We start from the raw sequence: 13,343 nt of genomic DNA on the forward strand, positions 1-13,343 counted from the left end.
CATCTAGGCACATTTGGTCTCCGAACAGCGAAAGATCAGTCATTCCAAACTTCACATGGGGACTCACATTGGCCGTGTTTGGAGCGATGATCGCTTCGGGCAACAGGCGCGCACCCGTCAACCGCAACCTCGCTTGGATGGAAGCCAGAGCCCCACTTCGCGAAATATCCGGGCAAAGAATAATTCGGATGTGGTGCGACGCAATCCATGGTGATCGGAAGGCGTCTGAATATGGTCTGGTTTCACACGGCGCGACTACGTCAAAAAGTTCATATTATTCAGCCTAGCGTCAGCACCATGTTGTCGGACAAGGCCAGGGGTGGAATGTGTAGGTTCTCCGGCGCAGGCCCTTTGCGAATACGACCCGCGGTATCGTAATGCGACCCGTGGCACGGACAGAACCAGCCCCCGAAATCGCCCGCGCCATCGCCAAGCGGGACACATCCCAAATGCGTGCAGACACCGATCATCACCAGATAGGCGTCATGGCCCGGAATGGCGCGGTTCTCATCCCGCGCTGCGGCCTCGCCGGGAAGATTGGGATTGCGCGCATCGGTGTCTGGCAACGCGGAGACCGCCTGTTCACGCGCTTGGGCCATCTCCGCTTGCGTCCGGTGGCGGATGAAGACGGGTTTTCCGCGCCAATTGACGGTCAGTTGCGTGCCTTCTGCGAGCCCGGAGATATCCACCGAGATTGTCGCCAGGGCGCGCACATCCGCCGAGGGGTTCATCTGGTTGATCAACGGCCAGAGCGCCGCACCGGAGGCGACCACGCCCGCGCCAGCAGTGGCATAATACAGGAAATCCCTGCGGTCAGTGTCGTCGGTCGCATCCACAGCATGGAGAGTGTGCAACCTTCCCGCCCCGGAACGTCAACGCGGGTTTTGTAATGTTTTGTCTGCAACCCGGGGCCTGGCGGAGGGAAACTGTGGCGGATCTTCAGCTCAATGGTGGGGTGTTGCGCCTTTTGCCATCATGAGGTGATGCTCCTGGTGATGCGCGCCGATGGTCATCAGCCCGAAGAACCCAAGGCCCTGTATCTGGTCGGAATCGCCATCGACGAGGAGGGCAACACCATCCCCGAGATCCTCTGTCGTGACCTCCCAACCCGTCTCGGCTGCAAGGAAAGGCGCATGGGCAGGCACCATGGCGCGAATGGCCTCGAGAACGCGCGGTGCTCCTCGGATCTCGAACCGGATACCGGCGGGCCGCACACTGCGGGTAACCTCGGCCTCCATCGTCACAAGCTCCATGTCCACGAGATGTCGCCTGAGAGCCGCGATATCGACATTTGCCCAATCGGTGTCCGGATCGGCGCGCAAAAGCGCCGCGATCTCGGCCATGGCGGCAAAGGCCGATTGCCCGGCTTCCTGCGGACCCGGCATCGCATGCCCGATTGCGGAATGGCTGTGCTGGGCCGCGACGGGTCCAGACAATGACAGGGCAAGCAGGAGAGCAACAAGGCGCATGGCGGGATCCATTTGAACGGCACGATACCCGTTTTTCCAAGCACGCAGGCCTGCTCTGGAATATGATTTCAATCATATGCTGCCAGAACCCTACGACCTTCTCCCGACAACTGCGCGTCAGTCGCAAACAATTGCGGCTGGCGACGTGCTCTTTCGACAGGGTGCACGGACCCGGGGCCTCTATGTGCTGAAGACCGGGCGTGTGCATCTCGAACGGGTTGGTCCGAATGGCGAGCGCCTTACCATTCATCGGGCGACATCCGGGACCAGCTTTGCCGAAGCCTCGGTCTTTTCGGAGCGCTATCATTGCGATGCCATCGTGATGGATGCAGGTGAGTTGGTCCGGATCGACAAATCCGCGGTTCTCGCCGGCTTCGCGAACCCGGACTTTGCGCGGGCCTATGGACGCCAGGCGGCCCAACAGGTTCAGGCGCAGCGGCAGATCATGGAAATTGTCGGCATCCGACGCGCCGAGGATCGGGTGATGGCGGGGATCGTTGCGGGTCTTCTGGATGGCACCGTCATCGACTTTGCCGCGCGCCTCCAGCTGACGCATGAGGCGACCTACCGTGCGCTGCGGGCGCTTGTCGAAGCGGGCCGGGTCAACAACCCGTCCCGCGGAACCTACCGATTAGCCTAGCTGTGACTGGCAAAGACCGATGTCGCGCCATCGGGCCCGACAAGCAGCGTATCAAACGTATCGCCGGCACCGGGACCGCCCATGCCGGGGGAACTCATCGGCATACCCGGCACGCTCAGCCCGCGCGCCGCCGGTTGCTCTGCAAGAAGCCGGGCGATGTCTTCTGCCGGCACATGGCCCTCAATGAAATAATCGCCCACCACAGCGGTGTGGCACCCGGCCAGTTCCGGCGCGATCTGGAGCCTGTCTTTCAGCGCATAGAGGGCGTCCTGCTCGACATCCTGGGCCTCGACCTGAAACCCGGCTTGCCGGACATGATCAACCCAGGCCGTGCAGCATCCGCAGGTCGGGGTTTTGACAACCTTTATGATGGGTTCGGCATCGGCCATGGCCGGAAGCGCGATTGTGGCGGCAGCGCCGGTCAGCAGAAAGCTACGTCGTTTCATGTGTGGTTTCCTTTTGAATTGCGTCGAGATTAGCATCAGGAGCGGCACTGTCGAGGTGATCGCGGTGCGCGGGTGGTGCATGAAGCTCTGCCTGCGGCCCCATCGATTGAGTGACGTCCAAATCTTCCGCGTGGCGCTCGTCGAGGCAATCCGTTTCAAGCTGCAGGGTCACCATGTGAAACCCGTGATGCTTGGTGAGTTGCGCATATGCGGTCTCAAGGATGCGTGACGCATCGGCAGGCTTGGCATGGCGGAGATGGGCCGAGAAGGCATGCTTGCCGCTGGTCAGCGTCCAGGCGTGGACATGGTGAACATCGAGAACGCCGTCCTGCGCGCGCAGATCAGCGGTCACGGCCGAGAGATCAGTATCCGCCGGGGTCCCTTCCAACAGAATATGCACCGCCTCGCGGATAACTCCGATCGAGGCCCAGAGGAGCACGACCCCGAAGGCCATACCAAGGATTGGGTCGATCGCCAGAAAGCCGGTGAACTCGATGACTAGCGCGGTCACGATGATCAACAGGCTGCCGACGAAGGTCTGGATGATGTGCCAGAGTGCCCCGCGGGCATTCAGATCATCCTGGCTGGATTTCCACATCAGGCCGAGCGAGATCACCTCAGTGACCAAGCCACCGAAGGCCACCCAGAGCATCGGTCCCGTGGGCAGATGGATTGGATTTCCGAGCCGCATCGCCCCCATCCAGATCACCAGAAGCGCCATGCCGAGAAGAAAGCCGCCATTCACGAGCGCGCCAATGATCTCGGCGCGATACCACCCGTAACTGCGCGCCATATCCGCCGGGCGGCGCGCGATCCGCTGCGCGATGATGGCGACGAGCACGCCGCCCACGGCGGACAAGGTGTGAAACGCATCTGACAGCACCGCGATCGAGCCGGTCCAGAGCCCGACGGCCAGTTCGATCACGAAGTAGATGCCGGTTAGCCAGGCAGATATGACCAGAGCTTTTCCCGACGACGGCATATGTCCCGCATGTGAATGAGTGGCCATGTCAGATCTCCTTCTTCGGCGTGCGGCGGTCGCGCCAGACCGCAAAGAGGACGGAAAGGGCGGTAAATGCGCCAAGCGCCAGCGCCGTCCAGGTGGCGGTTTGCACGTCTCCATTCATGGCTTCACTGCCGAGATGGGCGAGCAAGAAGCTGGCCGGAATGATCCCCGCGAGTGTCGCCAGGGCAAACCGCCAAAGGTGCAGGGCACTCAACCCCGCCGCGTAGCTGACCATGTCGAAGGACAGGAACGGCAGCAGCCGGCTTCCGAACACCAGAAACGTCAGTGTATTCTGTGACCCCAGAAGTCCACGTCCGATCGTCTCGCCGACATGGCGTTCCACGAAAGGGCGCCCCAGCCCGCGCGCGAGCAGAAACGCGGCAAGCGCTCCGATCTCTGCGCCGAGCACGACGAGCAGTGTTCCGTAGGTGTGACCATAGGCGGCCCCGGCAGCCAGCGCGATCGGCGCCGAGGGCAGGGGACTGGCCACGATCGCCAGCGTCATCAGCGCCACGACCAGAACCGGACCAAGAAGACCAGCCGCCTCGATCCAAAGGCGCAGGTCGTCGCGCTCCGGCAGAGCGGCATTGAGCCCCGCAAGGTCCGGACGCGCAAGCACGAGAAGCAAAAGCCCCAGAAGGACAAGAACAACGACACGCACCATGGCCTACCTCGTATAGAGCAGCACAAGAAAGGCTGCCCAATGCCAAAGGAGACCCGCTACGGCCGCCGCCCCAAAGACGAGAGCAACCGCCAGCTCAGACCAGAACACGGAGCGACGGCCATCGGCGGCACCGAACCCGATGTAGGCCCCGCCGATCAGGGCCAGTGTGACCGCCGCCAGGGCAAGCGAGTCTGCCTGTTCCAGAAGAAGGTGGGCGGGCATTGTAACCACAAAAAGCGCAAACCCGATCCACGCGGGTGCCGCCACGGTCTTGTGCACCGATTGGGCGGGATGTTGCCCCGGTGTGTCTGGTCGTGTGTTTGTCATGCTGGGTTAAATGGGGCTTCCAGCAGCTGGAGGGTCAAGACATGTCAGGTCTATTGATACATATTGCGACAAACGAGGTGCGGGTCTTTCCCGAAAGAACAATCTATTCTGGGTGTTATGGAACTCAATCTATTGAATAGTAGGCCGATCGGCCAGACGTGCCGATGTGTGGGACCCGATCGCTGATGGCGGCATCGGCGCATATTCTGGTCGTCGATGATCATGCCGAGATCCGGCACTCCGTGACGCGCTACCTGGAGAAAAACGGGCTGCGCGCGACGGGAGCCAAAAGTGCGGGCGAGATGGATGCACGGTTGGGCGAGGACAAATTCGATCTGATCGTGCTCGATATCATGATGCCGGGAGAGGACGGGCTCGCGGCCTGCGCACGGTTGCGCCGGGAGCGGCAGCAAACGCCGATTCTCATGCTGACGGCGCTCGGCGACGATGACGCTCGGATCAAGGGGCTCGACACCGGTGCCGATGACTACTTGGCCAAGCCCTTCAATCCGCGCGAGCTTCTGGCTCGGATCAATGCGATCCTGCGACGTGCGGGAGACGGATATGCGCCCCATGGCGGAACATTTGCGGGCAAGCGGGCCGTATTTGCCGGGATCACATTCGATCACGACGCCAGCCATGTCATTTGCCCCGATGGCACGGTCAATACACTGACCACGGCCGAAGCAAAGCTGCTGACGGTCTTACTTGAGCGTCCTCGGGCGGTGATCGGCCGGGATGAGCTTCTGGAATTGAGCGCCGGCCGTGTCGCCGGACCATTTGACCGGACGATCGACAATCAGGTTTCGCGCCTGCGCCGGAAAATCGAACCCGATGTGCTTCGCCCTCGGATCATATCGACCGTGCGCAATGGTGGATATTGCCTGAACTGTGATGTGGAGGTCGAGGCCTGATGCGAATGGGGTTCCGCTCACAGATCGCCCTTTTGGTGGTGGTGGTCCTGTTCGTGGCGCAGGTCGTGGGTTTGTGGCTTTTCGTCGATGAACGGTCGCTTGCGGTGCAAGCGGCCATCGGCAGCGAGGCAGCCGGACGCGCAGCCAACGTCGCCCGTCTGATCGAGGAAGCACCGCCGATGTTGCATGAGGATATCGTGGCCGCGGCAAACTCGCCCCTTGTGCGCTTCGAACTCGGCGACACGCCTGCTGTGACGCACTCCCATCATGATGAGAACGGAGCGGTTGAGGCGCGCGTGCGGGCGCTTTTGAACGATGGCTACACCCGCGATATTCGGGTCGAAGTGCATGAGATTGAACAGGGGCTGTTGCCGCTGCCGAACCTCTCTCCGGAAATGGCGGAAATGCACGCCGAGATGATGCAGGGCACGCTGGCGGCCCTCGAAATGGAGGTCTCGATCGCCATTGCCGGAGGCCATGGCTGAACGTCGCCACCCGCTTCGAGCGGCCGCCCATACAGTGGTCTTGGGCCTCCACCCTCTCTTTCGTGTTGACGGCCGCCGTGTTGCTGCTTGCGATCTTCTGGTTTCTGCTGACGCGCCTGACGCGGCCACTGAATGATCTCGCCGCGGCAGCCGAGGAGTTCGGGCGCGGTGGCGGGCAAGGACCCCTCACGCCGGTCGGCCCAAATGAAGTGCGGAACCTGACGACGGCCTTCAATGACATGCAAACGCGCCTGGCTCGCTTCGTCACGGACAGGACGCAAATGCTGGCCGCCCTGGCCCATGACTTGAGATCGCCACTCACCGCGCTCAGGGTTCATGCCGAGATGGTAGAGGATGCGGAGACCAAGACCGGCATCACGGCCTCTCTCGACGAGATGCAGGATATGGTGGAAGCCACGCTGGCCTATGCGCGCGGTGTGGGACAGGACGAGGCCCTGCAACGGACCGAGATTGGCGCGTTCCTGACCGACATTCGGGACGCAACCCACGGTGCGTTGGACGTGCGCCCGGGACCCGAGGCAATTGTGCAGATCAAGCCGAAGGCACTGCGTCGTGCTTTGCGCAATCTCATCGACAATGCGGGGCGCTACGGGCGCAACCCGACCCTAACCTGGGGCGTCTCTGACGAGAGCATCGAGATTTTGGTCGAGGACGATGGGCCGGGGATCCCCGATGACCGGTTGCGCGATGTCTTCCAGCCCTTCCTGCGCCTTGAGGGATCGCGCTCCCGCGAAACCGGAGGCCATGGGCTGGGCCTTTCAATCGCCCGCAGCATCGTTTTGCAACACGGCGGCGCGATCACCCTGTCGAACCGCGCGGAGGGGGGGCTCTGTGCCCGGATTGTTTTGCCCGTGACTGCGGATCAAGCCGCGATGACTTCCCCGTCAGAGCATCCCGAAGCGCGCCGAAACCGGATTTTCGGCTCGGACCAAAAAAGTGTAGCGCCGCCATCCAACCGGCGGGTTGATACATAACCTTACAAAATTCCGGCCCTTCCTGCGTTTCGCCGCTTGCTGATCTCCGATAGAAAACAAAGCGTTCGACATGGAAACGAGGCAGAGCCATGCAGGCAAGAAATCGACTTTCTCTCACCCGGCGCAGCTTTGCGCGCGGACTTGGTGCCATGGTGCTCTTCGCGCCTTCAATTGTCAGGGCCCAGACGATAGACCCGGTTCGGCGCAATGTATCGTCGTTCCGAACGCACGCTTGGCAGGACCATTTCGACGCGCTCGGTGTCGGCTTGATAATCTCTGACACCAACTCGAAAGTATTGCAGCATTGGACGACCGATGGGGAAATGCGTCTCTACCCGACGTCTGTCCCCTTGTCCGAGGACTTGACACGGCTTGGTTACACGGAGGTTGTGGAAAAGCGAGAAAACCCAAGTTGGGCCCCGACGCCCTCCATGCGCGAGCGCAATCCTGAATGGCCCGCAAGGATCCCGGGGGGCGACCCTGCTAATCCGCTCGGGACTCGGGCGCTGTACTTGTCTTGGCAGTATTACCGTATTCACGGCACCCAGGACACGCGAAAGATCGGGCGAAGATCGTCCAACGGCTGCATCGGTCTTTACAATGAACACATTGAAGAGGTGTTTGAACGCGCACCCGTTGGGACCCAGGTCAAATTGATCTGATGGGGCGTTACACGATCTTATCCGTCGCCCTTGCGGTGGTTCTTGGCATTGGCTTCTGGTGGACAGGACCAACTGACGATGACGTGGCAACGACCACGGACGACGCGTCTCGCGCCAACGGACCCATGGTCGATGTCGCCTTGCCGGAAGCGCTGTCGGCCAACGCGGAGGTCGGCAAACTGGCCTACGATGCGAAATGTGCAGCCTGTCACGGCGCAAATGCGGCCGGGCAGGACGGTGTGGCGCCCCCTCTTGTGCATAAGATTTACGAACCCAGCCACCATGGGGATGCCGCCTTCCTTCTGGCGGCCAAGAATGGTGTCCGTGCGCATCATTGGCGCTTTGGGAACATGCCGCCGGTCGAAGGTGTCACCGATGGCGATGTGAAAATGATCGTGGCCTATGTGCGTGAGTTGCAACGCGCGAATGGTATAAACTGACTGAAGAAACCGACGAAGGACGATCCGTGATATACAGAGTCGCACTGACAATTTTTTTGGCGCTGACCAGCGCGCAAGCCCTCGCCCATTCTGAAAAGGAAAGCATGACGCCTGCAGACGGAGCCATTCTTGACGCCGTACCGGAGACGATTGGATTGCGCTTCAACGATGGAATGCGATTGACGAAAGTCGAAATGACCCATGCTGAGACGCACACCGAGGCTCTGGACCTCGGCACCCAATCCGGTTTTGTCAAAGAATTCTCGCTTCCTCTCACGCCCATGGGGCCCGGGATGTATCACATCGAATGGCGCGGGCTTGGTGTTGATGGGCACCCGATGAACGGTGTCTTCTCGTTTGAAGTGAAGTGAGCGGTGCCGGATATCTGGGGACAGGCTGCGGTTGCCACAAAGTTTTTGCTCTATCTCGGCGTCCTCACGAGTTCCGGGCTGATACTCTGTCGCCAAGTCTTTTCCGAGCAGTTGGCTGGGCTCGACCGTTTTCTACGGGCCTGGGCCGTCTTCTTTGCTCTTTTGGCGGCTGCAATGTCATTCCTCGGCTTTGCCGTGCGGGGCGCAGTGCTCATGGATGATGCTTCAGGCATGACTGATCTGGCGATCCTTGCGTTGCTCTGGGAAACGCCGCCCGGAGACGCCCTGCTGTTGCGGCTTTTGGGTCTGGGGGCACTCCTGAGCGGTGTGGTCTTGGGGGGACGGTGGCTATGGTTAGCGCTCTTGGGCAGTTTCTTGGCAATCTGGAGTTTTTGCGAGATCGGTCATGTCGCCAGCGAAGATCGCCTATGGTTTCAGAGCGTCTTGTTCGGTCATCTGATCGTTGCCGCATTCTGGATCGGCGTCCTTCTTCCGCTCCATAAGCTTTCGGGGTCTGCGGACACATTGCGAGTTGCTGCCGTGCTTGGACATCGCTTTGGACAGGTCGCATCTTTTGCGGTCCCACTCCTACTACTCGCTGGCGTGGTAATGACCTGGCGACTGGTTGGTTCGTTATCCGCGCTTCTCGGCACTGCCTATGGTTTGACACTTCTGGCAAAGATTGCCGTCGTGACGCTGCTTCTGGCCCTTGCCGCCATCAACAAAACACGGCTTGTGCCCGCTTTGCAGAGCGGTGATCCCAAAGCTGGGCCGCACCTTGCAAGATCGATTTCTCTCGAATGGGTTTGTATCGGTGTCATCTTGCTTGCCACGGCTGTCTTCACCTCAATTCTAACGGTGCCATCATGAAACTTTCAAAACGCGACTTTCTTCGTATGAGTGCTGCCGGTTTGGTGTGCATGCCGAATGCACTGTCTGCACAATCAGCCATGCGCACGGTGACAGCCCGGGTCGCCGATATTCAGCTTTTACCTGACGACTACGGAAAAACGCAGATCTGGGGGTTTGATGGTATCGCGCCGGGCCCGGAAATCCGGGTTACGCAAGGCGCGCGGGTACAGAGACGTATTATCAATGAGTTACCCGATCCGACATCGACCCATTGGCACGGGATCCGCATCGAAAATGCGATGGATGGGGTGGCGGGTCTGACGCAGGACGCCATTCGCCCTGGGGACAGCTTTGACTACGATTTCGTTGTCCCCGACGCGGGCACCTACTGGTATCACGCGCACAACCGCTCGTTTGAGCAGGTCGCACGTGGTCTTCAGGGTGCGCTGATCGTCGAAGAGCCGGAGCCGATCGATATCGATCGGGAAGAGGTCCTGATCCTTGACGATTGGCGCATCGATCCGGAAACAGCTCAGATTGCGGATACCTTCGGGGCGATGCATGACCTCAGCCATGCCGGGCGTCTTGGGAACTACATCACAACGAACGGCGTCTACAATCTCGCAAAGACCGTGAAACGGCATGAGCGTCTACGCCTGCGGCTGATCAATGCATCGAACGCCCGGATTTTCCAACTCGCGCTGGAGGGGCTCGAAGGCTGGATTGTGGCCATGGACGGGATGCCGCTGGCCGTGCCGCAACCCGTGGACGGTTCATTCCTGCTGTCGTCGGCACAACGGGTGGACCTGATCGTCGACGTGACCGCAGAGGTCGGCAGCGCAGGCCATATCGTGCAATTGAGCCGCGATGAAAGCTTTTCTCAGGTGGCCTTCGAAGTGACGAGCGACGGTACGCGCGCGGCGCGAAACGCCTCTACCCCTGCCGCCGAATGCCCATACCATGCCCGATCTGGCATCGGCAAGGGACATCGCATTGCTGATGGAAGGGGGGGCCATGGGCGGCATGCGCGGTGCCATGATGGGCGGTCGGATGTCTTCGATGCGCGACATGATGGAGACAGGAAACTTCTGGGCCTTCAATGGCGCGGTGGGTGGCATGGATGGTCCAGCACTGGCGGTACTGTCGCGTGGCGAAACCGTTCGGCTGAAGATCACCAATGACACGTCGTTTCCGCATGCCATGCATCTTCATGGCATGCATTTTCCGAGATCGCACCCGATGGCAGCCTCGGCGCTGCGCGACACCACGCTGCTCGACCGGGGCGAAGTGCGCGACATTGCCTTCGTGGCAGACAACCCAGGAAAATGGCTGCTGCATTGCCATATGCTGTCACACGCGGCGTCCGGCATGATGACATGGGTCAATGTGGCATGAGAGCGATGGCTGCCATCCTCGGGATTGGTGTCCTGGCGGCGCTCGGGGCGGCAGCCTATGTCTGGACCGGGTCTGTCGGTGATGTCCAAAGCGGGGTGATGCCGGAAAGCGTCGATCTCGTGGCCGGCGAAGCGCTCTATGTCGAGACCTGTGCTGCGTGCCATGGGGCCAATCTGGAGGGTCAGGAGAACTGGCGGAGTCCGGGCGCGGACGGTCGGCTGCCGGCACCCCCCATGATGAAACCGGTCACACCTGGCATCATGCCGACCAGGTGCTGTTCGACTATACAAAGCTTGGGGGCCGAGAGGTGATGGCCGCTCAGGGCATGGAGTTCGACAGCGGTATGCCCGGTTTCGGCGACCAACTGTCCGACCAGGAAATCTGGAATATACTCGGGTACATCAAGTCGACCTGGCCCGAGGAAATACAGGATATGCAAGCCGCGCGCACCAATGGCGTGCCGGTGAACTAGGAGAACTCTCATGAAGATCGCAATGGCAATGTCTCTGGTCGCCCTTCTGCTTGCACCACTCGCGTCTCATGCTGACGCGCTCAGCGAACCGGGTCAAGGGAATGGTTCTGGAGGCCATCCGCGAAAACCCGGAAATTGTCCTCGAGGCGGTTCAGATCATTGAACGGCGTGAACAGGAACGGCAGGCGGCCGCGGCGGCGAGTGTCCTCTCCGAAAACCGCGATCTCCTCGAGAACGACCCGAACGCACCGGTTCTCGGAAATCCTGAAGGCGACGTCACGGTCGTGGAGTTTTTCGACTACAACTGCCCCTATTGTCGTCGCGTGAAGCCGCATATCGAAGCGCTCTTGGACGAAGATCCCAATGTGAGGCTGGTCTATCGAGAGTGGCCGATCCTCGGAGACGGCTCGGTTTTTGCCGCGCGCGCCGCATTGGCCGCGCGAGAGCAGGGCAAATACGAGGAATTTCACTGGGCGTTGATGGGCATGCAGGGCCGAGCCGAAGCGTCCGTCATCCAGGTCGCGCAGGAAATTGGTTTGGATATTGCGCAGCTGCGACGGGACATGCAGGCGCCTGAGATCGATGCCCATATCGCGGCGTCAATGGAGATGAGCCGCGCGCTCGGCTTCAATGGCACGCCATCCTTTGTGATCGGAGACGCGCTGGTTCCGGGGGTCATCGAGGCAGATCAGATGATCCGTCTTGCGCAGGAAGCACGCGCCGCAGGTCAATAGTTTCCTGACAATGGGCGAACGGACACAGTCAAAACGAGTGAAAGAGGTACTTTGATGGCCAAACTGACGCGTCGGCACTTTGTGGTAGGGTCTGCAATGCTCTTTCGGCGCCGCTCGCCACGTCGATATCGGCAGCGCCCACGTCCCCGCGCGCGATGTGGGATGTCTGGGATGCGCAAGTCACACCTCCGGGTTATGACCCCTCAACTTCCAATCCGTGGGGGTTCATCCGCGGTTCCCCGGTTCGGGTGGAGGCAAAGGCGGGCCTCGTGCCGGGTGACATCCATGTCGATGCCGTTGCGCGCTACTTGTATCATATCGAGCCGAACGGCAACACGGCGATGCGCTATGGCGTGGCCATCGCACGCGGGACATTGTACGAGCCGGGTGTCTACACGATCCGGCGTAAAGCCAAGTGGCCCACTTGGCGTCCAACGGACGACATGATCGAACGCGACCCGGACCTATATGCACAGCATGCGGAGGATGGACGCGGGGCCAACCAACCCATTGGGATCCCGTGCGCTTTATCTCTACGTGGGGAACCGGGACACTTATCTGCGTATTCATGGATCGCCTGAGCCGCGTTCGATCGGAGGTCGTGCGAGTTCAGGGTGCGTGCGCATGATCATGGCACATATCAACGATCTCTATCCCAACGTGGAAACGCGCAAGACCGCTCACCTGTATCCGCCCGAAGATGCGATCGGCGGCTAAATGGGCACCTTGATGTTGCTCAAAGCGTCTTGACCTAGCTTACCGCCTGGCAGATTGGATTGCCTTGTGACGTTCTGAGCGGCAACCAGGTCGCTTCGACCGGGCCGTTGTGCAAACACCAGAAGCAACTGTCATTCGGATCCAGCCGTACCTTGTTGAGGTTCTGGTATGGCGCAGCGAGACCGACGAGTGGTTCAGGCAATTCGGTGAAGGCACCGTCCGCATCGACCACGGGTGTCGTGGAACATCCGGTCAACAGATACGCACCAAAAATCAGGCCCAACGCCTTAGAGGTCCCGTTCATCCGGATTTTCAATCCTCCGAACCTTCTCCCAAAGCGATCGCCGGATAACCAGCTTCCGCAAGAACCTGAAGCAGGGCAGCCGTGGAGACTGTCGAGTCGATCTCTGTCGCGTGTGCAGCCAAATCCGTCCGGATGGTTGCTGACGGGTCTGCGGCTTTTACCGCTTTTTCGATTGCAGCGACGCAATGGCCGCAGCTCATCTCTGGGACGTGAAATTTCATGGCGCATCCTTTTCTCCAATTGGAAATAGGGATTCCAGTTGGTGGAAGGTCAAGCGTCCGTCGATGTTGGAACTGGGGTTTTTATGGCGACGGGAGCGTTGCTATTCGATGACTTGCTGCCTCCATGACAGGACTTCCCCATGAAGAAGAACATCACGCCATGTGCGCCGAGGCAAAGGGCGATTGGTGCCAGAACGCCCAAACTCCTGCAATCCAAAAAATGAGCCGC

Annotated in this window: 19 protein-coding genes and 2 pseudogenes; 13 read left to right on the forward strand and 8 right to left on the reverse strand. The window is 60.4% G+C overall.

All coding sequences use genetic code 11. The features are described from left to right. Window positions 1-278: 278 nt before the first annotated feature. Together petA and ACR3FC_RS20815 are read right to left on the reverse strand one after the other, a co-directional pair. A complete protein-coding gene (petA, locus tag ACR3FC_RS20810) occupies window positions 279-836 on the reverse strand; it encodes a ubiquinol-cytochrome c reductase iron-sulfur subunit (protein ID WP_480478345.1) in 558 nt (185 codons plus the stop codon). Window positions 837-944: 108 nt separating this feature from the next. Further along, a complete protein-coding gene (locus ACR3FC_RS20815) occupies window positions 945-1,469 on the reverse strand; it encodes a hypothetical protein (RefSeq protein ID WP_424991102.1) in 525 nt (174 codons plus the stop codon). 76 nt (window positions 1,470-1,545) lie between these two features. Here ACR3FC_RS20815 and ACR3FC_RS20820 point away from each other — a divergent pair, with 76 nt between their 5' ends. Next, window positions 1,546-2,109, forward strand: a complete 564-nt coding sequence (locus ACR3FC_RS20820; protein WP_424991103.1) for a Crp/Fnr family transcriptional regulator — start codon at window positions 1,546-1,548, stop codon at window positions 2,107-2,109. Here ACR3FC_RS20820 and ACR3FC_RS20825 read toward each other — a convergent pair. The 4 genes from ACR3FC_RS20825 to ACR3FC_RS20840 are packed head-to-tail and all read right to left on the reverse strand — an operon-like array spanning window position 2,106 to window position 4,552. Further along, on the reverse strand, window positions 2,106-2,555 hold the full coding sequence (locus tag ACR3FC_RS20825; protein WP_480478347.1) for a DUF411 domain-containing protein: 450 nt from the start codon (window positions 2,553-2,555) through the stop codon (window positions 2,106-2,108). The two genes, ACR3FC_RS20820 and ACR3FC_RS20825, sit on opposite strands and share 4 nt — an antisense overlap. Next, window positions 2,542-3,564 (reverse strand): cation diffusion facilitator family transporter, encoded by a 1,023-nt coding sequence (locus ACR3FC_RS20830; RefSeq protein ID WP_424991105.1) that lies wholly within the window; start codon window positions 3,562-3,564, stop codon window positions 2,542-2,544. Before ACR3FC_RS20830 ends, ACR3FC_RS20825 begins: the two co-directional genes overlap by 14 nt. Window position 3,565: 1 nt before the next feature. Further along, complete coding sequence (locus ACR3FC_RS20835; RefSeq protein WP_480478349.1) at window positions 3,566-4,225, reverse strand: TVP38/TMEM64 family protein; 660 nt, start codon at window positions 4,223-4,225, stop codon at window positions 3,566-3,568. Between the two features lie 3 nt (window positions 4,226-4,228). Next, window positions 4,229-4,552 carry a hypothetical protein gene (locus ACR3FC_RS20840; RefSeq protein ID WP_480478219.1) on the reverse strand — a complete coding sequence of 108 codons (324 nt, stop codon included), beginning with the start codon at window positions 4,550-4,552 and terminating at the stop codon, window positions 4,229-4,231. A 164-nt stretch (window positions 4,553-4,716) separates the two neighbouring features. On the opposite strand from ACR3FC_RS20840, the gene ACR3FC_RS20845 reads away from it, so the two are divergent. From ACR3FC_RS20845 to ACR3FC_RS20900, 12 genes and pseudogenes are all read left to right on the forward strand, one after another. After that, a complete protein-coding gene (locus tag ACR3FC_RS20845) occupies window positions 4,717-5,466 on the forward strand; it encodes a response regulator (RefSeq protein ID WP_480478221.1) in 750 nt (249 codons plus the stop codon). Window positions 5,467-5,471: 5 nt separating this feature from the next. Next, window positions 5,472-5,951, forward strand: coding sequence for a hypothetical protein (locus ACR3FC_RS20850; RefSeq protein ID WP_480478351.1), 480 nt, complete (start codon window positions 5,472-5,474; stop codon window positions 5,949-5,951). Between the two features lie 77 nt (window positions 5,952-6,028). After that, window positions 6,029-6,946, forward strand: coding sequence for an ATP-binding protein (locus ACR3FC_RS20855; protein ID WP_480478353.1), 918 nt, complete (start codon window positions 6,029-6,031; stop codon window positions 6,944-6,946). An 89-nt stretch (window positions 6,947-7,035) separates the two neighbouring features. Further along, a complete protein-coding gene (locus tag ACR3FC_RS20860) occupies window positions 7,036-7,608 on the forward strand; it encodes a L,D-transpeptidase (protein WP_424991109.1) in 573 nt (190 codons plus the stop codon). Between the two features lie 125 nt (window positions 7,609-7,733). Beyond that, window positions 7,734-8,048 (forward strand): c-type cytochrome, encoded by a 315-nt coding sequence (locus tag ACR3FC_RS20865; RefSeq protein WP_259650590.1) that lies wholly within the window; start codon window positions 7,734-7,736, stop codon window positions 8,046-8,048. Window positions 8,049-8,074: 26 nt separating this feature from the next. Then, complete coding sequence (locus ACR3FC_RS20870; RefSeq protein ID WP_093454949.1) at window positions 8,075-8,419, forward strand: copper resistance CopC family protein; 345 nt, start codon at window positions 8,075-8,077, stop codon at window positions 8,417-8,419. Window positions 8,420-8,632: 213 nt separating this feature from the next. Next, the gene (locus ACR3FC_RS20875; protein WP_480478225.1) at window positions 8,633-9,289 is read left to right on the forward strand and encodes a copper resistance D family protein; all 657 of its coding nucleotides are present in this window, start codon (window positions 8,633-8,635) and stop codon (window positions 9,287-9,289) included. After that, a complete protein-coding gene (locus ACR3FC_RS20880; RefSeq protein ID WP_480478355.1) occupies window positions 9,286-10,452 on the forward strand; it encodes a multicopper oxidase family protein in 1,167 nt (388 codons plus the stop codon). The genes ACR3FC_RS20875 and ACR3FC_RS20880 overlap by 4 nt, the downstream gene beginning before the upstream one ends. After that, a complete protein-coding gene (locus tag ACR3FC_RS20885) occupies window positions 10,388-10,666 on the forward strand; it encodes a multicopper oxidase domain-containing protein (protein ID WP_480478357.1) in 279 nt (92 codons plus the stop codon). The genes ACR3FC_RS20880 and ACR3FC_RS20885 overlap by 65 nt, the downstream gene beginning before the upstream one ends. Further along, a pseudogene (locus ACR3FC_RS20890) lies at window positions 10,663-11,138 on the forward strand (c-type cytochrome). Before ACR3FC_RS20885 ends, ACR3FC_RS20890 begins: the two are co-directional and overlap by 4 nt. 68 nt (window positions 11,139-11,206) lie before the next feature. After that, on the forward strand, window positions 11,207-11,872 hold the full coding sequence (locus ACR3FC_RS20895) for a DsbA family protein (RefSeq protein ID WP_480478359.1): 666 nt from the start codon (window positions 11,207-11,209) through the stop codon (window positions 11,870-11,872). A 54-nt stretch (window positions 11,873-11,926) separates the two neighbouring features. After that, window positions 11,927-12,589: pseudogene (locus tag ACR3FC_RS20900) on the forward strand (L,D-transpeptidase). A gap of 34 nt (window positions 12,590-12,623) precedes the next feature. Here ACR3FC_RS20900 and ACR3FC_RS20905 read toward each other — a convergent pair. Both ACR3FC_RS20905 and ACR3FC_RS20910 read right to left on the reverse strand, forming a co-directional pair. Beyond that, a complete protein-coding gene (locus tag ACR3FC_RS20905) occupies window positions 12,624-12,893 on the reverse strand; it encodes a hypothetical protein (RefSeq protein WP_480478227.1) in 270 nt (89 codons plus the stop codon). Between the two features lie 8 nt (window positions 12,894-12,901). Then, window positions 12,902-13,114, reverse strand: coding sequence for a heavy-metal-associated domain-containing protein (locus tag ACR3FC_RS20910; RefSeq protein WP_299784433.1), 213 nt, complete (start codon window positions 13,112-13,114; stop codon window positions 12,902-12,904). Window positions 13,115-13,343: the final 229 nt, after the last annotated feature.

Source organism: Ruegeria sp. AF3, assembly GCF_056536285.1.